Here is a 25,488-nt window from a genome sequence, read left to right as displayed (position 1 = left end):
CCTCCACGGTGTACGGGCTCGAGGTTGCGAGCTAATGTAATCTTCACGACAGGAAGGGGTCAATGTCGTAATGAACACTACAGGTAACGGCTCGCGGGACGCGCCGCTGCACGAGCGGGTGGCCGCGCTGGCCGACGGCATGTCCGCCAGCGAGCGCATGGTCGCCGAGTTCATGGCCGACCACCCCGAGATCGTCGTGTCGTGCTCGGCCATCGAGCTCGGCACCCGCACCGGCACCAGCGACGCGACGGTGGTACGCGCGGCGAAGGCGCTTGGCTACAAGGGTTTCCGCGAGCTGAAGCGGAGCATGCTCGACGTGCTGACCCGCCAGCGCGATCTGGCTGCGACGATGGACGACCGGCTCGCCAGGGTGTCCACTGCGGACAACCAGGTCGCCCGCGTGCTGGACGACACCATCGCGCTGCTCGGCCAGCTGCGCAGGGGCCTCGACACCGATTCGTGGCAGCGGGCCGTGGACGCGCTCATCACCGCGCCCGGCGTGCTGACCTACGGCATCGGGCCCGCCGCGAGCCTCGCCGACTACCTGCGCCTTTCGCTCACGCGCATCGGAGTGCGCGCGCGGGGCGGGGGCGTCACCGGTTTCCGGCTCGCCGATGAGCTGCTGACACTGGGCGAGGACGAGGTGGTGGTCGTGTTCGCGCCGATCCGGCAGTTCCGGGAGATCTCGGTGATCGTCGAGCACGCGAACACGGTGGGCGCCAAGGTCGTCGTGGTCACCGAGAGCCTCGGCATGGCGCTGGCGCCGAAGGTGCACGCCGTGCTGTCCACCCCGCAGTCCACGACCACGGCCGCGAGCGAGGTGACCGCGGGACTCGTGCTGGCCCACGCGCTCACGCTGAGCGTCGCCGCCGCCACCCACGACACCGCGGTGGACGCGCTGCGCCTGGTCAACCGGCTCCGCGCCAGCGTCGTCGGCGCCGAACTGGATGTCTCTCCCCTGCCCACCGACTAGAAGGGAACCCCGTGCGCGTCATCGTCCTGGGACTGGGAGTCGTGGGAGCGGCCGTGGCCGCGAATCTGGCCCGGCGTGGTCACGCCGTCACCGTGCTCGACGCCGCCGAGGCGCCCGCGCGCGGCACGTCGTCCACCACGTTCGGCTGGGTCAACGGCAACAACAAGCAACCGCCGCACTACCAGCGGCTCAACGCCGACGCGCTGCGCGAGCACGTCCGGCTCGGCGGCGAGGACGCGGGCTGGCTCGTGCGGAACGGACACCTGGAGTACGCGACGGACGACGACCACCGGAGCCGGCTCACGGCGCGCGTCGAGCGGCTGCGCGAAGCGGGCTACCGCGCGGAGTTCCTCGGCCCGGAGGAAGCGGCGGAACTGGAGCCGGACCTGCGCGTCGCGCCGGACGCGCTCATCGGCTGGTTTCCCGAGGAGGCGCACTGCTTCCCCGAGCTGTTCGTCGCCGCGATGCTCGGCTCCGCGCCGGTCACCGTGGAGACCGGTCACAGGGTGACCGCGGTGACCGGCGACGGAGCCGTGCACCTGGCCGACGGCTCGAGGCGTACCGCCGACCAGGTGGTTACCTGCCTTGGCAGGCACACCGGCTCCCTGCATCCCGAGGTGCGCATGGTGGAGCCGGAGAAGGGGAACGCGGCGGTCGGGTTTCTGGCGCGCACGGCACCGGTTCCGGTACGGCTATCGCGCGTGGTCACCACCGCGTCGGTGAACCTGCGGCCCGCGGGCGGCGGGTCGCTGCTGGCGCAGACACTCGACCAGGACCTGGACGCCGATCCGGACGGCCCGATCCCGGAGCACGTGACCGAGACGATGCGGGAACGGATCGCCGGGCGCGTGGGCGTCCCGGTGCGGATCGACGCGATGCTGCTGGGGCAGCGTTCGCTGCCCGCCGACGGGCTGCCCGTGATCGGTCCGGTCGGCCCGCGCGGCTACGTCGTGGCGAGTCACAGCGCGGTCACGCTCGCGCCGTTGCTCGGCGAGCTGGTGGCGCGCGAGGTGACCGGCGAGGAGCAGGAACGCTTCGCGCCGTACCGCCCCGGCCGCTTCGCCGGGGAGCTCGCGACGGTACGTCCGGCGCGACTCCCCGGCGAACAGTGACCGGGCATCAGTAGCCCTGGTAGTCGCCGCCCTCGGCCATCGAGGCGAGGCCGGGGTGCTCGTCGAAGCTGCCGTAGCGGGCGAGGGTGTAGCGCACACCGGCGATGATGTTGGACACCGGGTCGTAGATGTCGTTGTAGCCCGGCAGCTTGTACGCGTCGAACGTCGGGTCGATCGTCTGCATCAGACCCTTCGACGGCGTGCCCTTCGCGGCGTTGCTGTCCCACAGGTTGATGGCCCGTGGGTCCGCGCTGGACTCCTTCTCGATCACCGTGCGGATCTCGTCGCTGTCCGATTTGGACACCGGGACACCCTTCTTCTGCATGATGTCGATGGCGTTCGCGATCCACCGCTCGACGGGATCCTTGGGCGGAGCGGGCGGAGCGGGCTTCTTGGCGGCCTTCGGCTGCTTCGCGGCCGCGGGCTTCTTCGGGTCCGCCTTGTCAGCCTTCCCAGCCTTGGCGGCCTTGTCAGCCGAGCCGTCCTTGCGCGCCTTCGCGGTGCCGTCGGCGCGCTCGGTGACCTGCTTCGGCTTGTCGGCGGAGTCCTTCTTACCGGTCTCCGCGGGCCGCTGCTGCTGGTGCGCCTCGGACTTCGCGGCCGCCGGTGCGGGGTCACCGGAGTCCGCGAGGACACCCGTTCCGGCCACGCCACCGATCGCGGCGGCGAGCAGGCCCATCGCGGCGTAACCGCGAACCGTGTTCCGGGCGGGGCCATCGAGGTTGTCGGAATTTCGGGTCGGGGCAATCTGCGCGACGTATTCCTTGGCACGCCGCGCCAGTGTGTTCCAAGCCACTGACGTGGTCTCCTTCGGGGTGGGGGATCGCCGCTCAGTCGGGGGCCTGAACGGCGGGGCCGCGCGCGACTGTCCGTTGAGGACAGTGGGGGTCTCGGCGCGACGCCTCCGCGAGATTACGAAACGGCAACGAGGAAATCACTAACGCGTGTCGCGAAACACAGATCAACAATGTTTTGTGAAGCAACCTCGACACGAGATGGCAATAGAAATGATTTGTGTCCAATTGCCCACGAAACGTGTTCGACTGCGCGTAATGCGCGGCTGTCCGCCCGAGATCCCGTGTCACCCCTGGACAACGATCCTCACAGCGCTAATATAACAGCGCTGTTGTAACTTGCGGGAAAGGATCCGATCCGTGGCCGACTCTCTGTACCCCGCCTTCGAGCCCTACGCCGAGGGCAAGCTCGACGTCGGTGACGGCAACCACATCCACTGGGAGACCTCTGGTAACCCCGAAGGCAAGCCTGCCGTGTTCGTCCACGGCGGGCCGGGCTCGGGAACGAACCCGCAGCGGCGCCGCTACTTCGACCCCGCCCGCTACCGGCTGATCTGCTTCGACCAGCGCGGCTGCGGCCGCAGCATCCCGCACGCGAGCGACCCGGCCACCGACCTGCGCCACAACACCACCGAGCACCTGCTCGGCGACCTGGAGCGACTGCGCGAGCATCTCGGCGTCGAACGCTGGCTGCTGTTCGGCGGCTCCTGGGGCTCGACGCTGCAGCTCGCCTACGCCCAGCGGCACCCCGAACGTGTCAGCGAGATCGTCATCGCGGGCGTCACCACCAGCAGTCGCCGTGAAATCGACTGGCTCTACCACGGCGCGGGCCGGTTCCTGCCCGCGGAGTGGGAGCGGTTCCGCGACGCCGCTGCCGAAGCCGGCCACGACGGCGACCTGCTCTCCGCCTACGCACGTCTGCTGGACGACCCCGACCCGGAGGTCAGGATCAGGGCCACCGACGCGTGGTGCGCCTGGGAGGACGCCCTGCTCGATACCGAGCCGAACGGCACACCTGGCGCGTTCCGCAGCCTGCCGTTGACCGACCGCCTCGCCATGGTGCGGCTCTGCGCGCACTACTTCTCCCACGGGGCGTGGCTTGACGAGGGCGCGCTGCTACGCGACGCGGCGCGACTGAGCGGCATCCCCGGCGTGCTGATCCACGGCAAGCTCGACCTGAGCTGCCCGCTCGACACCGCCTGGCTGCTCGCGCGCGCCTGGCCGGACGCGGAGCTCGTCGTCATCGACGACGCCGGGCACACCGGCAGCGCCGCCATGCGCACGCGGATCAGGCAGGCGCTCGACACGTTCGCGGCCCGCCCGTGACGAATCGTCACCGGACACGCGAACCCCGCGACGGCGCACGCCGAAGTGGCCCGGTGGGACGCCGTCAGTCGACGAGCCCGGCCTCGCGCGCCCGGCACACGGCCTGCACGCGGTTGGCCGCGCCCAGCTTGCGCATGGCGCTCTTGAGGTAGGCCTTCACGGTGTTGGTGAGCAGGCCGAGCTCCTCGCCGATCGCCCGGTTGGGCTCGCCGCGCGCGACGAGGGCGAGGACCTCGGTCTCCCTCGGCGTCAGCGACACCGTGCCGGCTCCGGGCCTCCCGGCGGCGCGGCCGTCCCCGGCGAGTGCGCCCACCCGCGAGGAGACGGCCCGCAGCCGGTCGCGGGCCTGCCCAGTGACGAGCCCGGCGATGGCGTCGAGCTCGGCCCGTACCTGGTCGAGCTCGACGCGCTCGCGTGCCACGGCGCCGAGCCGCCGGTGCACCTCCTGCTCCACCGCGATGTCCCGCTCCACCTGCCTGGCCACCGAGACCGCGGAGCGCAGCACCCGGTCGCCGAACACCACCGGCTCCCGGCTTGCCGCGTAGAGCATCGCCGCGGGTGCCGGGCCGACGCGGATCGGGATGGCCAGCGCGGTGTGCAGCCGCTCGGGCGCCACCGCCCGGTCGTAGGTGTGGGTGATCTCGTCGGCGTTGAAGTAGTCGCTCACCGCCGCGGGACGGACCAGCGCGAGTGCCTTGCCGCCGAGGCCGGAGCCGAGGTCCACTCGCAGCCGCAGCAACGACTCGGTGAGCGCGCCACTGAGCTGGCTGATCACGAAGCTGCGCTGATCACGGGCGACGATCCCGCCGAAGGCCACCGGCAGCGCCGTGGCCCGGTGCAGCTCCCGCACCCCTCGACTCACCACGGCCTGGACGGCCGATGGCATCGACATCGATGTCGTCACGAGCCCGACCGTACCCGCCTACCCGGCGCTCTCCCGCTCGCGGTCGCGCAGCTTGAAGCGCTGGATCTTGCCGCTCGGCGTCTTCGGCAGCTCGGTGACGAACCGGACGCCCCTCGGATAGGCGTGCGCGGCGTAGCGCTCCTTGACCAGCTTCTGCAACTCGGCCTCCAGCTCCGGCGTGCCCTCGGTGCCCTTGGCGAGCACGACGTAGGCCACGATCACCTCGCCGCGCAGCGCGTCGGGGGCGGCGACCACCGCGGCCTCGGCGACCCCGGGGTGGGTCACCAGCACGCTCTCCACGTCGAACGGCCCGATCCGGTAGCCGGCCATGATGATCACGTCGTCGTCGCGGGAGGAGAAGAAGAACCGGCCCTCGTCGTCGCGGTAGCCGCTGTCGCCGGTGAGGTACCAGCGGCCGTCGGCGGTGAACCGCTCCGCGGTCTTGTCCGGCGCGCCGGGGTAGCCGGTGAACCAGAACAGCGGGCTGGCCTTGGTGTCGAGGGCGACCCGGCCGACCGTCCCCGCCGGGGCGGGCGCGTCGCTGTCCATGTCGAGGACCTCGCAGGAGTAGCCGGGCAGCGGGCGGCCCATCGAGCCTGGCAGCACCTCCTCCTGCAGCTCGTCACGCCAGGCGTTGCCGATGACCATGCCGAGTTCGGTCTGCCCGTAGTGGTCGCGCACGGTGAGCCCGAGCACGCGCTCCGACCACTCGACGACCTCGGGGGTGAGCGGCTCCCCCGCCGACGACGCGCGGCGCAGCCGCAGTCCCGGGGGCGCATCCTCGGGGTCGTTGCGCAGGCTGCGGTAGATCGTGGGCGCGGCGGCGAAGTTGGTGACGCCGAAGCGGTCGAGCACCCGCCACGTCAGCGGCGCCGAGAAGCCGGCGTTCAGCCAGATGCTGCGCCTGCCCATCGCAAGCGGGGCCAGCACGGCGTAGTAGAGGCCGTAGGCCCAGCCGGGGTCGGCGGCGTCCCAGTAGACGTCGTCGGGGCGCACGTCGAGTCCGTCCACCAGGTAGCCCTCCAATGCGGCGAGCGCGCGCACCGGCAGGCGGACACCCTTGGGCGTGCCGGTGGTGCCGCTGGTGAACAGCTGGACCAGGGTGCCATCGCCACCGACGCGGGCCGGGGTGATGGAAGGGTGCTCCTCGCGCATCAGCTCCTCGAACGCCAGCCAGCCGGGGTTGGCCCCCGAGCCGCCGACCTCGATGACCTTCCAGTCGCCCTCGGGCAGGTCCGGCCCCGGGGCCAGCTTGTGGGCCTGACCGGCGTCGACCACCACGGCCTTCGCGTCGCCCGCCTGCAGGCGCAGGGCGATCGCGGGGGTGGCGAAGGCCGTGAACAGCGGAATGTGCACCGCGCCGAGCCGCCAGATGCCGAGCAGCACGGTGGCGAGGTCGGCCGACTTGCCCATCAGCACCGCCACGGCGTCACCCTGGCCGATCCCCTGAGCGGCCAGCGCGGCGGCGAACGTCTCCGAGCGGCGGCGCAGCTCGCCGAAGGTGAGGTCCTCGGCGGTCAGGTCGCCCGCGACGACGGTGAGCGCGACGTGCTCGGCCGGGTGCCGGTCGCAGAGCAGCTCCGCCGCGCTCGCGTCGGGCCGGTCGTACGGGGCGAGCAACTGCTCCGCCCGCTCGTCACTACGCAGGTCCATCGTTGGACACCTCTCCAGACAGTGGCACGGGTACCGCGCAGTATCGGCCCGTCGTTCGTGCCCTGCTACCTCCCAAGGAAGGTACGCCGCTCTCAGGCGGCCGCTGCCATAATCCGGGGCCTCACCAAGTCACGGGGGCTTCGATGAAAATCCAGGAGCTACAGGCACAGCGGCGTTTCCACGTGCACCAGCGGGTCACGATGATGATCAACCGCTACGAGGTGTTCGCGGACGACGGGCAGGGGGAACCGGGGCCACTCGTAGCCTTCGTCGAGCAGAAGCGGATGACCTTCAAGGAGCAGGTGACGCTCTACACCGACGAGTCGAAGGGGTCGGTGCTGGCCGCCTTCAAGGCGCGCAAGGTGATCGACCTCGCCAGCGCCTACGACGTGACCACCCCGGACGGCGCGTCGATCGGCTACTTCGGGAAGAAGTTCGGCAGGTCGCTGCTGCGCTCCACCTGGCAGCTCGACCAGCCCGGCACGGAATCGGTGACGATCAGCGAGCGCAGCATGGCGCTGGCCCTGTTCCGCCGCGTCTGGGACGTCATCCCGTGGGCAGGCGACCTCCCGTTCCCGTGGATGTACCACTTCGACTTCCTTCGGGGCACCACGCACGTGGGCACAGTGGAGAAGAAGACGCGCTTTCGCGACCACTACCGCGTCACCATCGACGATCCGGCGCTCGACCGCCGGCTGGTGCTCGCCCAGGCCGTCGCACTGGACACACTGCAGTCGCGCTGACAAGTCAGAGGTGAGGCGTCTCCCATTCTGTCATGTGTCTACCCATGTAGACACATGATGGTTAGACTCCGCGGTGTCCGCATGACCATCGCCGCTCGCCGCCGGAGGCCAAGAAGGTGCCGCAGAACCCGTCGCCCAGGGAGTCCACCGAGTCGCATCGCATCGCCGACGTGCGCATCACGCCGGTCGCCTTCCGTGACCCGCCGCTGCTCAACACCGTCGGCGTGCACGAGCCGTACGCGCTGCGCGCCATCGTCGAGATCGTCACCGACTCGGGGTTCTCCGGCCTCGGCGAGACCTACGGCGACGCGGGCCACCTGGCGCGGCTGCGTGCCGCCGCCGCGCAGCTGACCGGCGTGGACGTGTGGCACGGCAACGAGATCGAACGCCGGATCCACGCCGCTCTCGCGGCCGACACCAGCAAGGCCGGCCACGGGATGAGCGGCATGGTCACCGGCAGCAGCACGGTGCACCGGGTCTTCTCCCCGTTCGAGGTCGCGTGCCTCGACATCCGGGGCAAGGCGCTCGGCCGTCCGGTCAGCGACCTCCTCGGCGGCGCCGTGCGCGACCGCGTCGACTACAGCGCGTACCTCTTCTACAAATGGGCGGGCCACCCTGGCGCCGAACCAGACGACTGGGGTCCCGCGCTCGACCCCGCGCAGCTCGTCGCACAGGCGCGGCGGATCGTCGACGACTACGGCTTCTCGGCCGTCAAACTCAAGGGCGGCGTGTTCCCGCCCGAGGAGGAGGTCGCGGCGATCCTCGCGCTGCGCGAGGAGTTCCCCGACCATCCACTGCGGATCGACCCGAACGGCGCGTGGAGCGTCGAGACGTCCATCCGGGTCGGCAAGGAGCTCGACGGCGTCATCGAGTACCTGGAGGACCCGACCTCCGGCATCGACGGCATGGCGGCGGTCGCCCGCGAGGTCGCGATGCCGCTGGCCACGAACATGTGGGTGGTGGCCTTCGACCACCTGAAGCCGGCGGTGAAGGCCGACGCCGTCCAGGTGGTGCTCTCCGACCACCACTTCTGGGGCGGGCTCGACCGTTCCCGCACGCTCGGGAACATCTGCGACACGTTCGGCCTCGGCCTGTCGATGCACTCCAACTCGCACCTCGGCATCAGCCTCGCCGCCATGACCCACCTGGCGGCGGCCACACCGAACCTGACCTACGCGTGCGACACCCACTGGCCGTGGAAGGACGCCGACGACGACGTGATCGTGCCCGGCGCGCTGACGTTCGAGGGGGGCGCCGTGGCAGTGCCGACGGGTCCGGGACTCGGGGTGGAGCTCGACCGTGACGCGCTCGCCCGCCTGCACGAGCAGTACCTCGCGTGCGGCATCACCGAGCGCGACGACACCGGGTACATGCGCCGGTTCGAGCCGGACTTCGACCCCACCGCGCCGCGCTGGTGAACCGATGCGGATCCTGCTGACCGACCCCATCCTCACCCGCTTCACCGCCGAGTTGACCCGCGACGGCACCGACGGCCACGACTGGGAGCTCCTCGCCGGCAGGCCGGACGGCGAGATCGAGGACCGGGTGCGCGAGGCCGACGTGCTCGTCGCCTCCCGCATGACCACGGCCATGGCCGAGGCGGGCAGGCGGCTGCGGCTGGTGCACGTCACCGGCGCGGGCTACGACCGCATCCCGCTCGACGCGCTCGCCCCCGGTGTCACGGTGTGCAACACCTTCCACCACGGGCGCTCGATCGCCGAGCACGTGGTGCTGGCCTCGCTGGCGCTCTCGCGGCGGGTGCTGCGCGCGGATCGCCTGCTGCGCCGCGGCACGTGGGAGTCGGTGGCCGTGGACGCCGACGTCGAGCTGGGCCGCACGCTCGCCGGGCGGACCGTGGGCGTGGTCGGCCTCGGCGAGATCGGCGCGCAGGTGGTGCGTGCCATGACGGCACTGGGCATGCGGGCACGGGCGACGCGGCGCAACCCGGCCGCGCCGCTGCCGCCCGGTCTGCGCCTGGACCGGGTCGACGGCGATGACGGGCTCGCCGACCTGCTGGCCGCATCGGACATCGTGGTGCTCACCGTGCCCCTGTCCCCGGCCACGCGGGGCCTCATCGGCGCCGAGCAGCTGCGGCTGATGCGGCCGGACGCGCTGCTCGTCAACGTGGCGCGCGGGCCGATCGTCGACGAGGACGCGCTGTACGAGGCGCTCGCGGAGCGCCGGATCGGCGGCGCGGCGCTTGACGTCTGGTGGAGCCATCCGAAGGACGGCGGCGGAGCGCGCGGCTACACGCGGCCGTTCCACGAGCTCGACACGGTGCTCATGACACCACACCACTCGGGCCACACGCGGGAGACGTTCACCGGCAGGGCGGCCGAGATCGCCGCGAACATCGCCCGGCTGTCCACGGGGGAACCCCTGACGAACGTGGTCCGAGCCCCGAAGTGACCCGCCGGACCGCAGTGAAGGCCACCCTCACTGCGTTGAACGCAGGCAGGGTGGCCTTCACTGCAAGTGGTCACGTCGTGTCGGGATGCACTTCGACGTCGTAGATGAGCCGGGCGGGCTCGCCGTTGGTGATGCCCACGAACACGGGGTCCGCCGCCGGGGTCCTGCCGCGGCGCCACACCTCCTCGCGGGCGGCGTCCCGGGATTCCCGGTGCACCTGGCCCGCCTGGTACAGCCGCAGTATCCGGCGAGCCGTCTGCTTGTCCGAGTCCAGCTCGATGCGCAGCAAAGGCATGATGCGCGGCAGAGTACCGATCCGCCCAGTGCGCCGGCGACCGATTTTCCGACCGCGGCGAAGGCATCCCCCACGGCGCCCCCGTCTCCCACCACCCTTACGGAGGCACCGAGGAGGCGCCGCTGTGCCTGTTCAACGCAGGCATGGTGGCCCTCACTGCGCCCAACGCAGGCAGGGTGGCCTTCACTGCGGTCGCCCCTCTCCCACCACCCAAACGGAGGCACCGACGCCACCGCGCCCGCCGCACGCAGGCATGGTGGCCCTCACTGCGCCCAACGCAGGCATGGTGGCCTTCACTGCGGTCGCCACCGGCTAGGTCAGTTGCTGCACGGTCAGCGTCACCGCGCCCGCGATCGCCAGCGCCATGGCCACGGCACGCGTGCGCCGCGCGTCGAGGCGGCGTCCCAGCGGGCGCGCCAGCGCCACGCCGATCGCCGCGGCCGGTGCGAGCAGCAGCGCGTAGGTGAGGCTCTCCCCCGTCACCGAACCGGTGACGGCCAGGGCCGCCAGGCTCATCAGCGAACCGGCGAGGAAGAAGCCGCTCATCGTGCTACGCAGGCGCGCGCCCGCGTAACGTTGCCACACCATCGACATCGGCGGCCCGCCGATGGCCGTCGCCGTGCCCATCACGCCGGAGACCAGCCCCGCCAGCACCACCGCGCGCCGCGTGGGCCTCGGCCGGTAACCCCAGAGCGACACCACGACCCCGACCACGACCATGCCGGCCACACACAGCGCCAGCACCCGCGTCGGCAGCGCCGCGACCAGCAGGGCGCCCGCGACGACTCCCGGCACCCGGCCGGCGAGTGCCCAGCCCGTGCCACGCAGGTCGATGTGCGCGCGGTCGAGCAGCAGCACCACGGCGGTCACGCCGGTGGCGAGCACGACGATCACCGCGGGCACCAGCTCAGGCGCGATCAGCGCGATCACCGGTGCGGCCAGGAGCCCCAGTCCGAAGCCGATCGCCACCTGCAGCAGCGCTCCGAGCACCACCACGGCGCACAACACGGCGAAGCCGCCGGCGTTCACGCGCCGATCGGGCTCAGGCTCAGCGGGTAGTGACAGCGTCCCTCGTGCCGATCCGGCGCCTCCTCCCCTCGCCCGTAGGGGTCCGGAGACTCGGTGGCGCACCGGTCGGCCGCCTGCCAGCAGCGGGTGCGGAACCGGCAGCCCGACGGCGGGTCGAGCGGCGACGGCAGCTCACCGCTCAGCAGGATGCGGTCGCCGCCGCCAGCGGTGCCGTCGGGCTCCAGCGCGGGTGCGGCCGACATCAGCGCCGCGGTGTAGGGGTGCAGCGGGCGGTCGAAGACATCCTCGGTCGGGCCGTGTTCGATGATCTTGCCGAGGTACATCACCGACACGCGATCGGCGACGTGCCGCACCACGGACAGGTCGTGGGAGATGAACACATAGGACACTCCGAGCCGCTGCTGGAGATCGGCGAGCAGGTTGAGCACCTGCGCCTGGACCGAGAGGTCGAGCGCCGACACCGGCTCGTCGCACACGATGAGGTCGGGTTCGAGCGCCAGCGCCCTCGCGATGCCGATGCGCTGCCGCTGTCCCCCGGAGAACTCGTTGGGATAGCGGTGGGCGTCGCCCGCGCGCAGCCCGACGAGGTCGAGCAGCTCGCGGACGCGCGCCTCGCGCTTCCTCGGGTCCGGCACCAGGTCGCGGTGGGTGCGCCACGGCTCGCCGATGAGGTCGGCGGCGGTCATGCGCGCGTTGAGGGAGGCGAACGGGTCCTGGAACACCATCTGCACGCGCCGGCGCCACGCGAGCAGTTCCTTGCCCTTCAACGCGAACGGGTCCACGCCGTCGTAGCGCACGGTGCCCTCGTCGGGTCGCTCCAGCATGAGCAGCACGCGCGCGAGCGTGGACTTGCCGCAGCCGGACTCGCCGACGAGGCCGAGGGTCTCGCCGCGACCGAGCCGCAGGTCGACGCCGTCGAGCGCGGTGAGCCGGTTGCGGCCGGCCTTGTTCCTGGCCACGCGGAACGACTTGCGCAGTCCGGTGACCTCCAACAGCGGGGTCGGCTCAGACACTGGTCAGCTCCTCGGAGAAGTGGCACGCCGCCGCGCGCGCCGGACCGGTGGCGGTGAGGCGGGGACGCTCGTCGGCGCACCGTTCGCGCGCGAGCGGGCAGCGCGCCTGGAACACGCAGCCCGGCGGCACGGCGCTCAGCTCGGGCGGGCTGCCACCGACGGCGGGCAGCGGCTTGCCCTTCTCGGCCCGCTCGGGCACGGAGTCGAGCAGGCCCTTGGTGTAGGGGTGCCGGGGTTTCGCGAACACCTCGCGCACGGGGCCGGTCTCGACCACGTTGCCCGCGTACATGATCACGACGTCGTCGGCGTGCTCGGCGACGACGGCGAGGTCGTGGGTGATCAGCACAACCGCCATGTCGCGCTCGGCGCGCAGGTCCCGCAGCAGCCGCATGATCTGTGCCTGCACGGTGACGTCCAGCGCGGTGGTGGGCTCGTCGGCGAGCAGGACGTCGGGCGCGAGCGCCACGGCCATCGCGATCAGCAGGCGCTGGCGCATGCCGCCCGAGAACTGGTGCGGGTACGACCTCGCGCGGGCCCTCGGCTCCGGGATGCCGACGATCCGCATCAGCTCGATCGCCTTCTCCCTGGCCTCGCGCCGGGACAGCCCGTGGTGGATACGGAAGGGCTCCCCCAGCTGCCTGCCCACCGGCTGCACGGGGTTGAGCGCGGCGAGCGCGTCCTGGAACACGATCGACAGCACCGGGCCGGCCAGCTTCCTGCGGGCGCGCCGGCTCAGCGTGAGCACGTCCGTGCCGCCGGCCTTCACCGAGCCGCCGACGACCTCGGCGACCGGCTCGAGCAGCCCGACGATCGAGAGCGCGGTCATCGACTTGCCGCACCCTGACTCGCCGAGCAACGCCAGCGTCCGGCCTTTGTGGACGCTGAAGCTGACGTCGTGGACGGCACGTACCGTGCCGGAGGCGGTGTGCACGTCGACGCTGAGGTGCTCGACCGCGAGCGCGGGCTCTGCGGTGCGGGCGTCCGGCTCTGCGGTCGCGGTGCTGGGCAGCGGGTTCATGCGGTGACCTCCGTGGTGACACGGCGCTTGCCGCGCTTGCTCGTGGGCAGGGTCAGCCGCCAGCGCTGCGCCGGGTCGGTGGCGAGCCGGACCCACGCGGCGAGGATGGTGGCCGAGACGGTGGTGAGCACGATCGCGACCCCGGGCAGCACGGCGATCCACCACGCTGTCTGCAGGAACTGCCTGCCCTGCGCCACCATCAGGCCCCAGCTGACGTCCGGCGGCTGGATGCCGATGCCGAGGAAGCTCAGCGACGACTCGCTCAGCATCACGAAGCAGAAGTCGAGGGTGGCCACCGTGAGCAGCGTGGGCATCGCGATCGGCAGTATGTGCCGGTAGATCGTCGGCCAGCTCGCTGTGCCGAACGTCCGTGCCGCGTCGACGAACAGGCGGCTCTTCAGCTCGGCGGCCTCGGCGCGTGCGGTCCGCAGGTAGATCGGGATGCGGGCCAGTGCCAGGATGAACACGATGTTGGCGACGCTCGGCGTGAACACGTAGAGCACCACCACGGCCAGCAGCAGCGAGGGGAAGCTCAGGATCACGTCGGCGACGCGCATGGCTATGTTCTCGCGCCTGCCGCCGTGGTAGCCGGCCCACATGCCGATCGCCGAGCCGACCACCAGCGAGAACAGCACCGCGGGCATCGCCACCGACAGCGTCGTGCCCGCCGCCTCGACGAGCCGGGCCAGCACGCTGCGGCCGAGGATGTCGGTGCCGAGCAGGCCGGTGATGCCGTGGTCGAACGAGGGCGGCCGCAACGACGCGTCGAGGTCCTGCCGGGTGGCGGCGTCGCCGAGCAGCAGGGGCCCGGCGAGCGCGGTCAGCAGCACCAGCCCGAGCACCACGGCGGCGACGGCGGCCATCTTGTCCTTGCCGAGCAGCAGCCACCAGCGCGGCGGGCGCTTCGGTGCCGCGACCGTGCCGTCCGGCCGCTCCAGCGTGGCAGTCATCTCCAGTGCCTCCCTTGGCTCACGCCGGAACCGCCTGCCGGACCCTGGCGTCCAGCAGCGCGTAGCAGACGTCGATGAGGATGTTCAGCAGGAAGATCGTCACGGCGGTCAGCAGCACGGCCGCCTGGAGCACCGCGAAGTCCCGCTGCAGGATCGAGTCGATCATGAGCTTGCCGATGCCGGGCCAGCCGAAGATCGTCTCGACCACGACGGCGCCGTTGACGAGCCCGATCGTCAGGTCACCCGCGACCGTCAGCACGGGCATCGTGGCGTTGCGCAGCGCGTGGCCGAACACCACGCGTTTCTCGCTCGCGCCCTTGCCGCGCGCCACCTTGACGTAGGGCGCCGAGAGCGCGGCGACCATCGAGCCGCGCACCACCTGCACGAGCACGCCGAACGGCCGGATCAGCAGCGTCGCGATGGGCAGCACCCACACCTCGGGCCCGCCCGTGACACCGGACGTCGGAAGGATGCCGAGGCTCACGCCGAACACGAGCACACCCATGATCGCGAACCAGAAGTCCGGGATGCTCGCGGCGGTCATCGACAGGAAGCTGGAGGTGCGGTCGGCGAGCGAGTTCGGCCGGTACGCGGCGAGGCTGCCGATGAGCACGGCGCCGACGATCGCGATGAGCATGGTGACGGCGGCGAGCTGCAGCGTCGCAGGGAAGGCCTCGAGCACCATCTCGGCCGCGGGCTGCCCGGTGCGCAGCGACTCGCCGAAGTCGAGCTGGACGACCTGGCCGAGGTAGTCCCAGAGCTGTACCAGGATGGGCTGGTCGAAGCCATGCTCGGCCGAGAAGGCCGCGCGCTGCTCCGCAGTCGCGCTCAGCGGCAGGTAGAGGTCCACCGGGTTGCCGGTGAGGCGGGCCAGGATGAACACGCCCAGCACCACGACGACCAGCGGGATGGCACTGGAGACGATGCGCTTGCGCAGGAAGGTCGTCACGTCAGCGTCCCTGTCCCTTCGCGGGCCGCACGGCGGCGAGGCGCAGCTCGTCGCCGGTGGCCGGGTTCGGCTCGTACTCGACGGAGTCGCCGATGCCCAGCAGCCCGCGCATGTGCGCGAGGTAGGCGTACTGCGCGACCGTCTCGTTCTGGTCGGCGAGCACGGCCGCGAAGGCGTCCTGGCGGGCCTGCCCGGACAGCCTCTCCGCGTCGTCGATCCGCGCGTCCAGTTCGGGTGTGCCGAATGTCGACTGTGGACCGTCGCTGACGAGGTACTGGCTCGTGGTGAAGGCGGCGTCCCCGGCCTGGTTGCCGTGCATGATCAGCAGCGCGACCGGGCCGACGTTCTCCGGGAACGGGCGCAGCTGGTACTGCAGGTGCGCGGCGGTGTCGGTCATCAGGATCCGCACGTTGAGCCCGAGCTGGGCGAGCTGGTACTGCAGCGCCTCCGCGGTCTCTGCGACCCGGGGGAACTGGTCGTTGCGGGCGACGAGCGTGATCTCCCGGTCCAGCGGGACGCCGTCGGCCCTGGCCTGCTCGATGAGCGCGCGGGCGGCTTCGTGGTCGGGTGCCTGTGCCTGTAGCGCAGGGTTGTAGCCGACGACGCCGTCGGGCACGAGCTGCGCGGCGGGTTCACCGAGGCCGTCGAAGAGCGTCCTGGCGATGGCCTGCCGGTCGATCACGAGGCCGATCGCCTTGCGCACGCGGATGTCGTCGAGCGGCGCCTGGGTGCCGTCGAGCCGTAGCGCGGTGGTCTCGTTGTTGGGGTAGGCGATCGAGTTCTCCTCGGTCGCGTCCTCGGGGTCGAGCCCGGTGGAGAGGTCGGCCTCACCCTTGGCGATCATGGCGGCACGCACGCTCGACTCCGAGCGCCACACGTAGCGCACGACGGGGAAGGCCGGCTGCTCGCCCCAGTAGTTCTCGTTGCGGTGCAACGTGATCGACACACCGGTCTGCCAGCCGGCGATCGCGTAGGGCCCGGTGCCGACCGGCTCGCGCACCTTGGCCTCCGTGCTCGTGCCCCTCGGCACGATTTCCACGAAGCTCAGGCGCAGCGGCAGGATCGGGTCGGGCTCGACGGTGGTGACGGTGAGCGAGGTGGGGCTCGTCGCCTCCACGCCCAGCTTCTCGTCCTCGAAGACGTAGCCGTCCACATTGCACGCGAGATCGGAGTTCACCGCGCGGTCGATGGAGAACGCGGCGTCCTCGGCGGTGAACGGCGCTCCGCTGTGGAAGCGGACGCCGGAGCGGATGTCGAACGTCCACGTGGTGGGGCTGGTCTGCCGCCAGCCCGTGGCCAGCAACGGGTCGAGCTCGCCCGTGGTGGGGTCGCGCTCGATGAGCGGCTCGCTGATGTTCGACCGGACGACCACGCCGGTCGAGGTGAGAGACGACTCGCACGGCTCGAGGGTCGGGGGCTCCTGGGCGAGCACGATGCGCAGCGTGCTGCCGTCCGCGGCTCCGGCGTCGCCGGCGCCGTCACTGTTCGCGACGGCACACGCGCTCGCCGGGAGCAGTGCGGCGGCGAGCAGCGCGGTCAGCGCTCTCGTCCGCCGCCGGGTGGGTACGGAAGACAGCATCGTCTCTCCGAAAGGGTGTGGGTGGGATGGGCACGTCGGGCACCGGAGGCGCATTCATTTCGAGACGCTGTCTATAAATGCGACGCCGGTCTTCATGTGTAGACAGGACCGTAAGGCTGAGCCCTCGAGCCGTCAAGGGGCGGTTGGCAGCGTGAGCCGCAGCAGCGCGTCCAGCGCGGGGTTGTCGTGCTCGGTCCGCCAGACGCAGTGGGTCTCCACGATGTCCGGGCACAGGCCGTCGACCTCGGTGAACGTCAGGTTGGGCAGGTGCAGCGCGGACGCCGAGCGCGGCACGAGACCGACCCCGAGACCCGCGTCGACCAGCGCCAGCAGGCTGTGCACCTGGCCGACCTGCTGCACGTAGCGCGGTTGCGCGCCAACGCCGTGGAACGTGCTGATCACCAGCTCATGCAGGTAGCGGGCGGCCACGGGAGCGTAGGTGACGATGTCGTGCGCGGCGATCTCGGCCAGCTGCGGCGGCCTGCCGAGCCCGGCCAGCGCGTGCCCGCGAGGGCAGGCGAGCACGAGGCTCTCCGCGTGCACCCGCCGCGCGCTGAGCAGCTCCGACGCCGGAACGCCGCGCGCGAGGCCGACGTGGATCTCCCCCGCAAGCAGGGCGTCGATCTGCTCGCGCGTGACCAGCTCGGTCAGCGTCAGCTCCACCTCGGGCAGTTCCTCGCCGATCACGCGGATCCACGTGCCGAGAACGGTGAGCGCGGAGATCGCGGTGAAACCCACCCGGAGCCTGCCCGCCGTGCCGAGCGCGGCGTTGCGGGCCGCGGCGGGTGCGGCGTCGGCCAGGCTCAGCATCCGCCGTGCCTCCGGCAGGAACGCCTCCCCCGCCGGCGTCAGCAGCACCGCCCTCGGCGTGCGGACCAGCAGCTCGACCTCGAGCGAACGTTCGAGCTTCTGCACCTGCCTGCTCAGTGGCGGCTGCGTGATGCGCAGCCGGGCCGCCGCCCGGCCGAAATGCGCTTCCTCGGCGACGGCGACGAATCCGCGCAGCTGCTCCAGTGTGAACCGGGCGGGACTTGTCATGCCCGGAAGGTATCAACCGATGCGATCTTGGCGTTAGACCGGTATCGCCGCAGGTTCTAGGCTTCGAGCAACCCCTTCGCGACACTGGAGCCGCCATGACGCCGTTCAGCCCCGACGACCTGAGGACCACGCTCGGGGCGGGACTGTTGTCCTTCCCCGTCACCCACGCGCGGCAGGACCTCACCTTCGACGAGGACGGCTACCGCGAGCACCTCGCCTGGCAGGCGTCGCTCGGCTCGTCCGGGGTCTTCGCGGCGGGCGGGACGGGCGAGTTCTTCTCCCTCACGCCCGCCGAGGTCGCCACCGTCATCCGGGCGGCCGTCGCCGCGACCGCCGGGGCCAAGCCCGTGGTCGCCCCCGCCGGCTACGGCACCGCGCAGGCCGTCGAGATGGCGCGCGATGCCGAGGCCGCCGGAGCGTCCGGCGTGTTCCTGCTCCCGCCGTACCTCACCGAGCTGTCCCAGGAGGGCCTCGTCGCCCACGTCCGCGCGGTGTGCGCGGCGACGGGGCTCGGCGTGATCGTCTACCACCGCGCCAACGCGAACTTCGGCTTCGACGCCGTGCGTGAGCTCACCGACACCTGCCCGAACCTCATCGGCTTCAAGGACGGCGTCGGCGACGTCGATCTGATGACCCGGATCCACGCCGGGCTGGGCGAGCGGCTGCTGTCGATCGGCGGGCTGCCGACGGCGGAGACCTACGCGCTGCCGTACCTGGAGATGGGCGTGACGACGTACTCGTCGGCCATCTTCAACTTCCTGCCCGAGTTCGCGCTCGGCTTCTACGCCGCCGTGCGCGAGCGGGACACGGCGGCCGTCTACCGTAAGCTCTCCGAGTTCGTCCTGCCCTACCTGGACATCCGCAACCGCAAGGCCGGCTACGCCGTGTCGATCGTGAAGGCCGGGCTGAAGGCGGTGGGCAGGGAAGCCGGGCCCGTCCGGCCCCCGCTGACCGACCTCACCGAGGCCGAGCTCGGCGAGCTGACCGCACTCGTCGACAAGGTGAACCACGCATGAGCACCGTCCCCGTCATCACCGGCCACCGCGTCGTCCCCATCGCGGGCCGCGACAGCATGCTGCTCAACCTCAGCGGCGCGCACGGCCCGTTCTTCACCCGCAACCTGCTGGTCCTCACCGACTCCGAGGGCCGCACCGGCGTCGGCGAGGTGCCGGGCGGGCCCGCGATCACCAGGACACTGGAGGAGGCCAAGGACCTCGTCCAGGGTGCGCGTGTCGGCGACCACCACGCGGTGCTCGCCGCCGTCCGGGATCGCTTCGCGAGCCGCGACGCCGGTGGGCGCGGGCCACAGACGTTCGACCTGCGGGTGACCGTCCACGTGTGCACGGCCATCGAGTCGGCGCTGCTCGACCTGCTCGGCCAGTTTCTGGACCAGCCCGTGGCTGCGCTGCTGGGCGACGGCAAGCAGCGCGACCGCGTTCCCGCGCTCGGCTACCTCTTCTTCGTCGGCGATCGCGAGCGCACCGACCTGGACTACCGCCACGGAGACGACAGCGGTGACGAGTGGTTCCGGCTGCGCGACGAGAAGGCGCTCGACGCGGACGCGGTGATCGCGCTCGCCGAGGCCGCCAAGGCGCGCTACGGGTTCACCGACTTCAAGCTCAAGGGCGGCGTGCTGCCGGGCGACGAGGAGGTGGAGGTGATCACCGCGCTCGCCGAGCATTTCCCCGGCGCCGACGTGACCCTCGACCCCAACGGCGGCTGGCTGCTCTCCGACGCCATCGCGCGCGGCAGGCGGCTGCGCGACGTCCTCGCCTACGCCGAGGACCCGTGCGGCGCGGAGGACGGCTACTCCGGGCGCGAGGTGCTCGCCGAGTTCCGCCGGGCCACGGGCCTGCGCACCGCCACGAACATGGTGGCCACCGACTGGCGGCAGCTGGGCCACGCGGTGCGCGAGCACGCCGTCGACATCCCCCTCGCCGACCCGCATTTCTGGACGATGAGCGGTTCGGTGCGCGTGGCGCAGCTGTGCGAGGCGTGGGGCCTGACCTGGGGTTCGCACTCCAACAACCACTTCGACGTGTCGCTGGCGATGTTCACCCACGTCGCCGCGGCGGCGCCGGGCGAGATCACCGCGATCGACACGCACTGGATCTGGCAGGACGGCCAGCGGCTCACCCGCGACCCGTACCCGCTCACCGACGGCCACCTGACCGTGCCCGACCGCCCCGGCCTCGGCGTGGAGCTGGACCCGGAGCAGGTTGATGCCGCCCACGAGCTGTACCTGCGCGAGGGTCTCGGCGCTCGCGACGACGCGGCGGCGATGCGGTATCTCGTTCCCGGGTGGACCTTCGATCCGAAGCGGCCCGCACTCGACCGCGCCTGAACGAAAGAGTAGGGAGAACCGATGACCCGGTCCGCCCGGCAGGGCGTGGTCCTGCAGGTCTGCCCGCTGCTGGAGTCGCTGGAGGAGGCGCTTGCCTCGCACCACGAGACCGTGCGCCTCGCCGAGCACACCGACCCGGCCGGCTACCTCGCCGAGCACGGGCACGAGGTGGTGGCCGCCGTGACGAGCGCACGGGTCGGCGTCAGTGACGAGCTGATGGACGCCCTGCCCGAGCTCCGCGCGATCGTCCACTTCGGAGTGGGTTACGAGACCACGGACGTCGCCAGGGCCCGCGCGCGGGGCATCGACGTCAGCAACACGCCGGACGTGCTCACCGACTGCGTCGCCGATCTCGCGGTGGGCGCCCTCATCGACGTGCTGCGCAGGCTCGCCGCCGCCGACCGCTACGTGCGGCGGGGCGAGTGGACCCCCGGCGGCTACCCGCTCGCCACGAAGGTGAGCGGCAAACGGGTCGGGATCCTCGGGCTCGGCCGCATCGGCCGCGCCATCGCGCGCAGGCTGGAGGGTTTCGACACGGAGCTGAGCTACCACTCGCGCAACCCGGTGGAGAGCGTGCCGTACCGCTACGCGTCGTCGCCGGTGGAACTGGCGGATGGGGCCGACGTGCTCGTGATCGCCACGTCGGGCGGCGCGGCCACGCGCGGGCTCGTCTCGGCCGACGTGCTCCGCGCACTCGGCCCCGACGGCTACCTGGTCAACATCGCGCGCGGCAGCGTGGTCGACGAGCCCGCGCTCGTGGCGGCGCTGACCCAGGGCCGGATCGCCGGCGCGGCACTCGACGTGTTCGCCGACGAGCCGAACGTCCCCGCGCCGCTGCTGGAGCTGGACAACGTGCTGCTGCTGCCGCACATCGCCAGCGCCACCCGCGAGACGCGCGAGGCCATGGGCGCGCTGGCCTTCCGCAACCTCCACGCGTTCATGACCGAGGGCACGCTCGTGACCCCGGTCCCGCGGGCCGCCGGATCCTGATTCACTCCGCCCGCGTGTCGATCTGGGCTGCCCGGCTCCGACGTCTCTGATGAGGGCCGCGCGACCGGCGCGGCCACCGGACGGAAGGACCGCCATGACCGGCACCGCACACCGCCGCGTGATCGCCTGGGCCAGCATCTCGATCGACGGCTACACGAGCGGCCCGGATGGGCCGGCGCACGACACGTGGCTGCACCGGCACGCCCTGCGGCAGGAGACCGCCGAGTACTTCGAGGGCGTGTGGCGCGGCGTGGACACGGCGCTGCTGGGGCGCACCAACTACGAGGGGTTCGCGTCGGTGTGGCCTGGGATCACGCGGGATCCCGCGACCGACGAGCGCACCCGCGAGCTGGGCACGTGGCTGGAGACCGTGGAGAAGGTGGTGTTCTCCCGCACGCTGGAGCGCGCGGACTGGCGGAACTCCCGGATCGCCCGTGAACCCGAACGGGAGGTCGCCGCGCTGAAGGCCGCGCCCGGGCGTGACCTCATGGTGCTCAACAGCGCGAGCGTGATCCAGACGCTGCTGAAGGCGGACCTGGTTGACGACCTGCGGTTCGCCGTCGTGCCGACCCTGCTTGGTGGCGGGCTGCGGCTGCTGCCCGAGGGGCTTCCCGCGTCCGGCTGGACGCTGGCGAGCAGCGCGACCCTCGCGCACGGCGCGGTGTGCCTGCACTACCGGCGCGGCTGATCCCGCTCCGGCCAGTTCGCGGTGAGCGCGTCGAGGCCCTCGGCGAGCTGGGCGCTGGTCGGGGTCGCCTCGCGCGGGATGCGGGAGGCGAGCACCGTGCCGAAACCGGCCATGCGCACGACGTCGTCGATCAGCGTGTCGAGGTCGTCGGGCCAGTCGAACTCCGGTTGCGCGATCAGCAGGCTCACGAGGCCGTGCAGCGCCGACCAGAGCCCGACGGCGAGCGACTCGGGACGCCCGCGCATGATCCCGGCCGACACGCACGCCGCCGCGGCCTCGGTGACGTAGCGGAAGCACTCCCGCGCGCCCGGCGACCGGTGGGCCGAGGGCCGCATCAGGAGCACGCGGTACTGCACGGGATGTTCGAGGCCGAACGTCGCGTAGACGCGCCCGCACCGGCCCAGAACACGCAGCGGGTCGTCGACGCCCTCGGAGCGCTCCCGCATCCGGCGTTCCAGCTCGCCCCACGACCGGAGGCACACCGCTTCGAGCAGGTCGTCCCTGTTCGCGAAGTGCAGATAGACCGACGGCGTCGTGACCCCGGCACGCGCGGCGACCGCGCGCAGTGTGAGCGCGCCGTCGGTGCCCGTCTCCACGAGCAGCGACTCGGCGGCCAGCAGGATCTCCTCGCGCAGCTTCTCCCCCTCACCGGGGCGGGCCCGCGAGCGCGTCGAGCTCATCGGCACAGCGTGACAGAGCTGACTTGACACCGTCAACTTGACGCTGTCAATCTGAGCGCATGGGCAGCTTCCATGAGGCCACGGCGCTCACGCGCGAGCCGGGCACCGGCGTCTTCACCGTGGACCTCGATCCCCAGTGGACGGTCGGCGGCCGGATGCACGGCGGCTACCTGCTGGCCGCGATGGCGAGGGCCGCCACGGAGGTCGGCCCGCACGCCCATCCGCACGCGGTCAGCGCGTCGTTCGCGGTGCCGCCGCAGGCCGGGCCCGCGCGGGTGTCGGTGGAGGTGCTGCGCGCGGGCAAGGGGCTGACGCAGTCCCGCGTGCGGCTCGGCCAGGACGGCACCCCGTGCGCCGAGGCGCTCCTGACACTCGGCCCGCTCGCCGACCACGAGCCCTACTGGTCGGGCGTCACGCCGGCGGATCTCCCACCGGAGCACGAGTGCGTGCGCGTTCCGGCCGAGGCGCCCGGCGCGGGCTTCCGGGTGGACCTCATGGAGGTGGTGGAACAGCGGCTCGACCCGCGCCCGCTCGGCTTCCTCGGCGGAACCCCGTCGCGCCAGGGCGAGATCTCGGGCTGGCAGCGGCTCGCGGACGGCTCCGACTGGGACCCGCTGAGCCTGCTGGTGGCGCTGGACCCCGTGCCACCGGTGTCGTACGACCTCGGCATCCCGGGGTGGGCGCCGACCCTGCAGATCAGCGCCTACCTGCGGCGCCCACCGGCTCCGGGCCCCGTGCGCGTCCGGATGCGGGCCGGCGTCGTCGCGGGCGACCGGATGGACGAGGTCGCCGAGGCGTGGGACAGCAAGGACCGGCTCGTAGCCCAGGCGACGCAGCTCGCAGGGGTCCGCCTGCCATAGGGCGCGTCGCCCGACCCGCTGCCCAGTGAGGGGATCGGCAGACGCGCCCTAGCCCTGTCGGGCCTTGTAGCGCGGGTCCCGCTTGTTGAGGACGAACACCTTCCCGTGGCGGCGCACCACCTGCGCACCCGGCTTGTTCTTCAGTGAGCGCAACGACTTCCGGACCTTCACGGCCACTCCCTTCATCGTTGTTGTTGACAACGATTTTCATTATACTCACCCCGGCCGCGAACACCCTCGCGCAGGCGCCGCATCGTGAGGTAGCCTCTCCGCTAGGTCATGAGCGCCAGCGTCAAGCCCCGGCTTGCTGGCCGGCAACCCTCCTACCGTGGTGGGGTGCCCCGGGTGACGACCTGGCTCGCCGGAACAGGCGGGCAAGCGCGGGCCCCTCACCGGGTCCCAGGACCCACCGAGGAGGCCACATGTCCGTCACGTTCGCACCCCCTGCCCTCGCCACCGTCATCCCGCCCGCCGTGCCCGGCACCGCGGGTGACGACCTGCGCGTGCCGCTGGTGACCGGCGGGGAGATCGGCTACGCCAACCTCGACCACGCCGCCAGCGCGCCGTGTCTTTCCGCCGTGCGCAGGGCGGTCGACGAGTTCCTGCCGTGGTACGCGAGCGTCCACCGCGGCGCCGGGTTCGCCTCGCAGGTGTCCACAAAGGTCTATGAGCGAGCCAGGCAGGCCGTTGGCGCGTTCGTCGGAGCGCGGTCGTCCGACACGGTGGTCCTCACGCGCAACACCACCGACGCCCTCAACCTGCTCGCCCGCGCCGTCCCGAAGGGCACGGCCGTGGTGCTGTTCGACACCGAGCACCACGCCGCCCTGCTGCCGTGGCGGGGCAGGCACGTGTACCGCGTGCCTGCCCCGCGCGCCCGGCACGAGGCCGTGCGCGTGCTCGCGGAGACGCTCGGCCGCTGCCCCGAAGGTCCTCGGCTGGTCGTGGTCGCCGGAGCGTCCAATGTGACCGGTGAGGTGCTGCCGATCGCCCAGCTGGCGCAGGCCGCACACGCCGCTGGAGCCCGCATCGCCGTCGACGCCGCCCAACTGGCCCCTCACCGCGCCGTGTCGCTGCGCGAACTGGACGCGGACTACGTCGTCCTATCCGGACACAAGCTCTACGCGCCCTTCGGGGCGGGCGCGCTCGTCGGCAGGGCCGACTGGCTGCGGGCCGCCGAGCCGTACCTGGCCGGTGGTGGCGCCAGCAAACTCGTCACCGGGCACGAGGACGGCCTCGGCGTGGTCTGGAACACCGGGCCGGAACGGCACGAGGCCGGCTCCCCCAACACCGTCGGCGCGTACGCGCTCGGCGTCGCCTGCACGGAACTGGCCTCGGTTCGCGACCGCGTCGAGGCGCACGAGGCGGACCTGCTCGCCCGGCTCGACCGCGGCCTCGCCTCGGTACCGGGCCTGCGTGTCCTCCGGCTGTTCGACGACGATGGCGACCGCGTCGGCACGGTCTCCTTCGCGATCGATGACGTCTCCCCCGGACTGATCGCCGCCGTCCTGTCGGCGGAGCACGGCATCGGCGTGCGGGACGGCGCTTTCTGCGCGCACATCGCCACCCGCAGGCTCATCGCCACGAGCGGCGGCGACGGGCAGCAGGCCGTGCGGGTCAGCGTCGGGCTCGGGACGACACGCGAGCACGTCGACCGCCTGGTGACCGCGCTGCGCGAGATCACGGAAAGGGGCCCGCGGTGGACCTACGCCGAGACCGACGGCCGGTGGGCGCCGAGCCCGGATCCCCGTCCGCTACCGGGTTTTCTCGGCTGAGTCAGGCGGGGTAGAACGGCTCGGTCCGCACGCGGCGCGCGCGGCGTGGACCAGAGACCCCGGGGCGCGTCCTCGACTCGGGCGGCGCAGTGCACGTCCTCAGGCGCGCGGACCAAGCAGGTCGACCGGAACGGAGCACGGCCACCCGCTTGGCCCCGCGCCCCACGCAAACCCATACGACAATTGTGGTCAACGGGAGATAAATCACATGTCGATCTCTGACCGGTAATTCTGCCTTCCCGCCAGTAACTAACTATGAACCTACTTCACAGTACTGTTGTATCTTTCAACAGAACTGAGTTATTGTCCTGCTCCAGCGAAACTCGGGGGAGGAGGAGATTCTTTCGATTGGACGACAAATGAATCAGA

Annotated in this window: 25 protein-coding genes and 1 riboswitch; of the genes, 12 read left to right on the top strand and 13 right to left on the bottom strand. The window is 71.7% G+C overall.

Annotated elements, in window-relative coordinates; translation table 11 throughout:
* Positions 1–70: 70 nt before the first annotated feature.
* Positions 71–973 (top strand): MurR/RpiR family transcriptional regulator, encoded by a 903-nt coding sequence (locus FCN18_RS07520; RefSeq protein ID WP_137094087.1) that lies wholly within the window; start codon positions 71–73, stop codon positions 971–973.
* 11 nt (positions 974–984) lie between these two features.
* Positions 985–2,085 carry an NAD(P)/FAD-dependent oxidoreductase gene (locus FCN18_RS07515; RefSeq protein WP_113642194.1) on the top strand — a complete coding sequence of 367 codons (1,101 nt, stop codon included), beginning with the start codon at positions 985–987 and terminating at the stop codon, positions 2,083–2,085.
* Positions 2,086–2,092: 7 nt separating this feature from the next.
* On the opposite strand, the gene FCN18_RS07510 is transcribed toward FCN18_RS07515, so the two are convergent.
* Positions 2,093–2,881: a transglycosylase SLT domain-containing protein gene (locus FCN18_RS07510; protein ID WP_228713733.1), complete on the bottom strand. Its 789-nt coding sequence runs from the start codon at positions 2,879–2,881 to the stop codon at positions 2,093–2,095.
* Between the two features lie 358 nt (positions 2,882–3,239).
* On the opposite strand from FCN18_RS07510, the gene pip reads away from it, so the two are divergent.
* Complete coding sequence (gene pip, locus FCN18_RS07505) at positions 3,240–4,205, top strand: prolyl aminopeptidase (protein WP_113642195.1); 966 nt, start codon at positions 3,240–3,242, stop codon at positions 4,203–4,205.
* Between the two features lie 64 nt (positions 4,206–4,269).
* Here pip and FCN18_RS07500 read toward each other — a convergent pair whose 3' ends face one another.
* Positions 4,270–5,109: a LuxR C-terminal-related transcriptional regulator gene (locus FCN18_RS07500; RefSeq protein ID WP_228713731.1), complete on the bottom strand. Its 840-nt coding sequence runs from the start codon at positions 5,107–5,109 to the stop codon at positions 4,270–4,272.
* A gap of 18 nt (positions 5,110–5,127) precedes the next feature.
* A complete protein-coding gene (locus FCN18_RS07495) occupies positions 5,128–6,762 on the bottom strand; it encodes an AMP-binding protein (protein WP_113642197.1) in 1,635 nt (544 codons plus the stop codon).
* Between the two features lie 143 nt (positions 6,763–6,905).
* On the opposite strand from FCN18_RS07495, the gene FCN18_RS07490 reads away from it, so the two are divergent.
* The 3 genes from FCN18_RS07490 to FCN18_RS07480 all read left to right on the top strand — a co-directional run bounded on the left by FCN18_RS07490 (position 6,906) and on the right by FCN18_RS07480 (position 9,914).
* Positions 6,906–7,505 (top strand): LURP-one-related/scramblase family protein, encoded by a 600-nt coding sequence (locus FCN18_RS07490; protein ID WP_113642198.1) that lies wholly within the window; start codon positions 6,906–6,908, stop codon positions 7,503–7,505.
* 116 nt (positions 7,506–7,621) lie between these two features.
* A complete protein-coding gene (locus FCN18_RS07485; protein WP_113642199.1) occupies positions 7,622–8,923 on the top strand; it encodes a glucarate dehydratase family protein in 1,302 nt (433 codons plus the stop codon).
* Positions 8,924–8,927: 4 nt separating this feature from the next.
* Positions 8,928–9,914 carry a 2-hydroxyacid dehydrogenase gene (locus FCN18_RS07480; RefSeq protein ID WP_137094085.1) on the top strand — a complete coding sequence of 329 codons (987 nt, stop codon included), beginning with the start codon at positions 8,928–8,930 and terminating at the stop codon, positions 9,912–9,914.
* Between the two features lie 70 nt (positions 9,915–9,984).
* Here FCN18_RS07480 and FCN18_RS07475 read toward each other — a convergent pair whose 3' ends face one another.
* The 8 genes from FCN18_RS07475 to FCN18_RS07440 form a co-directional block, all read right to left on the bottom strand.
* Entirely contained in the window at positions 9,985–10,209 is a 225-nt protein-coding gene (locus tag FCN18_RS07475; protein ID WP_137094083.1) for a hypothetical protein, read from the bottom strand.
* A 312-nt stretch (positions 10,210–10,521) separates the two neighbouring features.
* Positions 10,522–11,238, bottom strand: coding sequence for a sulfite exporter TauE/SafE family protein (locus tag FCN18_RS07470; RefSeq protein WP_137094081.1), 717 nt, complete (start codon positions 11,236–11,238; stop codon positions 10,522–10,524).
* On the bottom strand, positions 11,235–12,251 hold the full coding sequence (locus FCN18_RS07465) for an ABC transporter ATP-binding protein (RefSeq protein ID WP_112269256.1): 1,017 nt from the start codon (positions 12,249–12,251) through the stop codon (positions 11,235–11,237). Before FCN18_RS07465 ends, FCN18_RS07470 begins: the two co-directional genes overlap by 4 nt.
* Positions 12,244–13,269: an ABC transporter ATP-binding protein gene (locus FCN18_RS07460; RefSeq protein WP_137094079.1), complete on the bottom strand. Its 1,026-nt coding sequence runs from the start codon at positions 13,267–13,269 to the stop codon at positions 12,244–12,246. Before FCN18_RS07460 ends, FCN18_RS07465 begins: the two co-directional genes overlap by 8 nt.
* On the bottom strand, positions 13,266–14,219 hold the full coding sequence (locus FCN18_RS07455; RefSeq protein WP_137094076.1) for an ABC transporter permease: 954 nt from the start codon (positions 14,217–14,219) through the stop codon (positions 13,266–13,268). Before FCN18_RS07455 ends, FCN18_RS07460 begins: the two co-directional genes overlap by 4 nt.
* Positions 14,220–14,238: 19 nt before the next feature.
* On the bottom strand, positions 14,239–15,168 hold the full coding sequence (locus FCN18_RS07450; protein ID WP_113642204.1) for an ABC transporter permease: 930 nt from the start codon (positions 15,166–15,168) through the stop codon (positions 14,239–14,241).
* 1 nt (position 15,169) lies between these two features.
* Positions 15,170–16,747 carry an ABC transporter substrate-binding protein gene (locus FCN18_RS07445; protein ID WP_137094074.1) on the bottom strand — a complete coding sequence of 526 codons (1,578 nt, stop codon included), beginning with the start codon at positions 16,745–16,747 and terminating at the stop codon, positions 15,170–15,172.
* 132 nt (positions 16,748–16,879) lie between these two features.
* On the bottom strand, positions 16,880–17,785 hold the full coding sequence (locus FCN18_RS07440) for a LysR substrate-binding domain-containing protein (RefSeq protein ID WP_112269245.1): 906 nt from the start codon (positions 17,783–17,785) through the stop codon (positions 16,880–16,882).
* Positions 17,786–17,880: 95 nt separating this feature from the next.
* On the opposite strand from FCN18_RS07440, the gene kdgD reads away from it, so the two are divergent.
* From kdgD to FCN18_RS07420, 4 genes are all read left to right on the top strand, one after another.
* A complete protein-coding gene (gene kdgD, locus FCN18_RS07435; RefSeq protein WP_137094072.1) occupies positions 17,881–18,801 on the top strand; it encodes a 5-dehydro-4-deoxyglucarate dehydratase in 921 nt (306 codons plus the stop codon).
* Complete coding sequence (locus FCN18_RS07430; RefSeq protein WP_112269241.1) at positions 18,798–20,129, top strand: enolase C-terminal domain-like protein; 1,332 nt, start codon at positions 18,798–18,800, stop codon at positions 20,127–20,129. The genes kdgD and FCN18_RS07430 overlap by 4 nt, the downstream gene beginning before the upstream one ends.
* A gap of 21 nt (positions 20,130–20,150) precedes the next feature.
* Positions 20,151–21,119 carry a 2-hydroxyacid dehydrogenase gene (locus FCN18_RS07425; RefSeq protein ID WP_137094070.1) on the top strand — a complete coding sequence of 323 codons (969 nt, stop codon included), beginning with the start codon at positions 20,151–20,153 and terminating at the stop codon, positions 21,117–21,119.
* A 94-nt stretch (positions 21,120–21,213) separates the two neighbouring features.
* Positions 21,214–21,807: a dihydrofolate reductase family protein gene (locus tag FCN18_RS07420; RefSeq protein ID WP_112269238.1), complete on the top strand. Its 594-nt coding sequence runs from the start codon at positions 21,214–21,216 to the stop codon at positions 21,805–21,807.
* Here the strand turns inward: FCN18_RS07420 and FCN18_RS07415 are convergent.
* Positions 21,792–22,487, bottom strand: a complete 696-nt coding sequence (locus FCN18_RS07415; protein WP_137094068.1) for a TetR/AcrR family transcriptional regulator — start codon at positions 22,485–22,487, stop codon at positions 21,792–21,794. The two genes, FCN18_RS07420 and FCN18_RS07415, sit on opposite strands and share 16 nt — an antisense overlap.
* 59 nt (positions 22,488–22,546) lie before the next feature.
* Between FCN18_RS07415 and FCN18_RS07410 the strand changes: the two genes are divergently transcribed.
* The gene (locus FCN18_RS07410; protein ID WP_137094066.1) at positions 22,547–23,347 is read left to right on the top strand and encodes a thioesterase family protein; all 801 of its coding nucleotides are present in this window, start codon (positions 22,547–22,549) and stop codon (positions 23,345–23,347) included.
* Between the two features lie 48 nt (positions 23,348–23,395).
* Here the strand turns inward: FCN18_RS07410 and ykgO are convergent, their stop codons facing one another.
* The gene (ykgO, locus tag FCN18_RS07405) at positions 23,396–23,518 is read right to left on the bottom strand and encodes a type B 50S ribosomal protein L36 (protein WP_110337168.1); all 123 of its coding nucleotides are present in this window, start codon (positions 23,516–23,518) and stop codon (positions 23,396–23,398) included.
* A gap of 104 nt (positions 23,519–23,622) precedes the next feature.
* Positions 23,623–23,734, top strand: a riboswitch (SAM riboswitch).
* Between the two features lie 35 nt (positions 23,735–23,769).
* Between ykgO and FCN18_RS07400 the strand changes: the two genes are divergently transcribed.
* Complete coding sequence (locus FCN18_RS07400) at positions 23,770–25,119, top strand: aminotransferase class V-fold PLP-dependent enzyme (protein WP_137094063.1); 1,350 nt, start codon at positions 23,770–23,772, stop codon at positions 25,117–25,119.
* Positions 25,120–25,488 lie beyond the last annotated feature (369 nt).

It is taken from the genome of Prauserella endophytica, from assembly GCF_005146945.1.
GTDB classification, from domain to species: Bacteria; Actinomycetota; Actinomycetes; order Mycobacteriales; family Pseudonocardiaceae; genus Prauserella_A; species Prauserella_A endophytica.
This window is presented reverse-complemented; position numbering and strand designations above follow the sequence as displayed.

Excerpts from the sequence above, each read along its gene's own strand:
- FCN18_RS07520 (WP_137094087.1), top strand. The coding sequence starts at position 71 with ATGAACACTACAGGTAACGGCTCGCGGGACGCGCCGCTGCACGAGCGG.
- FCN18_RS07495 (WP_113642197.1), bottom strand. The coding sequence starts at position 6,762 with ATGGACCTGCGTAGTGACGAGCGGGCGGAGCAGTTGCTCGCCCCGTAC.
- FCN18_RS07490 (WP_113642198.1), top strand. The coding sequence starts at position 6,906 with ATGAAAATCCAGGAGCTACAGGCACAGCGGCGTTTCCACGTGCACCAG.
- FCN18_RS07480 (WP_137094085.1), top strand. The coding sequence starts at position 8,928 with ATGCGGATCCTGCTGACCGACCCCATCCTCACCCGCTTCACCGCCGAG.
- FCN18_RS07475 (WP_137094083.1), bottom strand. The coding sequence starts at position 10,209 with ATGCCTTTGCTGCGCATCGAGCTGGACTCGGACAAGCAGACGGCTCGC.
- FCN18_RS07460 (WP_137094079.1), bottom strand. The coding sequence starts at position 13,269 with ATGAACCCGCTGCCCAGCACCGCGACCGCAGAGCCGGACGCCCGCACC.
- FCN18_RS07455 (WP_137094076.1), bottom strand. The coding sequence starts at position 14,219 with ATGACTGCCACGCTGGAGCGGCCGGACGGCACGGTCGCGGCACCGAAG.
- FCN18_RS07445 (WP_137094074.1), bottom strand. The coding sequence starts at position 16,747 with ATGCTGTCTTCCGTACCCACCCGGCGGCGGACGAGAGCGCTGACCGCG.
- FCN18_RS07440 (WP_112269245.1), bottom strand. The coding sequence starts at position 17,785 with ATGACAAGTCCCGCCCGGTTCACACTGGAGCAGCTGCGCGGATTCGTC.
- kdgD (WP_137094072.1), top strand. The coding sequence starts at position 17,881 with ATGACGCCGTTCAGCCCCGACGACCTGAGGACCACGCTCGGGGCGGGA.
- FCN18_RS07430 (WP_112269241.1), top strand. The coding sequence starts at position 18,798 with ATGAGCACCGTCCCCGTCATCACCGGCCACCGCGTCGTCCCCATCGCG.
- FCN18_RS07425 (WP_137094070.1), top strand. The coding sequence starts at position 20,151 with ATGACCCGGTCCGCCCGGCAGGGCGTGGTCCTGCAGGTCTGCCCGCTG.
- FCN18_RS07420 (WP_112269238.1), top strand. The coding sequence starts at position 21,214 with ATGACCGGCACCGCACACCGCCGCGTGATCGCCTGGGCCAGCATCTCG.
- FCN18_RS07415 (WP_137094068.1), bottom strand. The coding sequence starts at position 22,487 with ATGAGCTCGACGCGCTCGCGGGCCCGCCCCGGTGAGGGGGAGAAGCTG.
- FCN18_RS07410 (WP_137094066.1), top strand. The coding sequence starts at position 22,547 with ATGGGCAGCTTCCATGAGGCCACGGCGCTCACGCGCGAGCCGGGCACC.
- FCN18_RS07400 (WP_137094063.1), top strand. The coding sequence starts at position 23,770 with ATGTCCGTCACGTTCGCACCCCCTGCCCTCGCCACCGTCATCCCGCCC.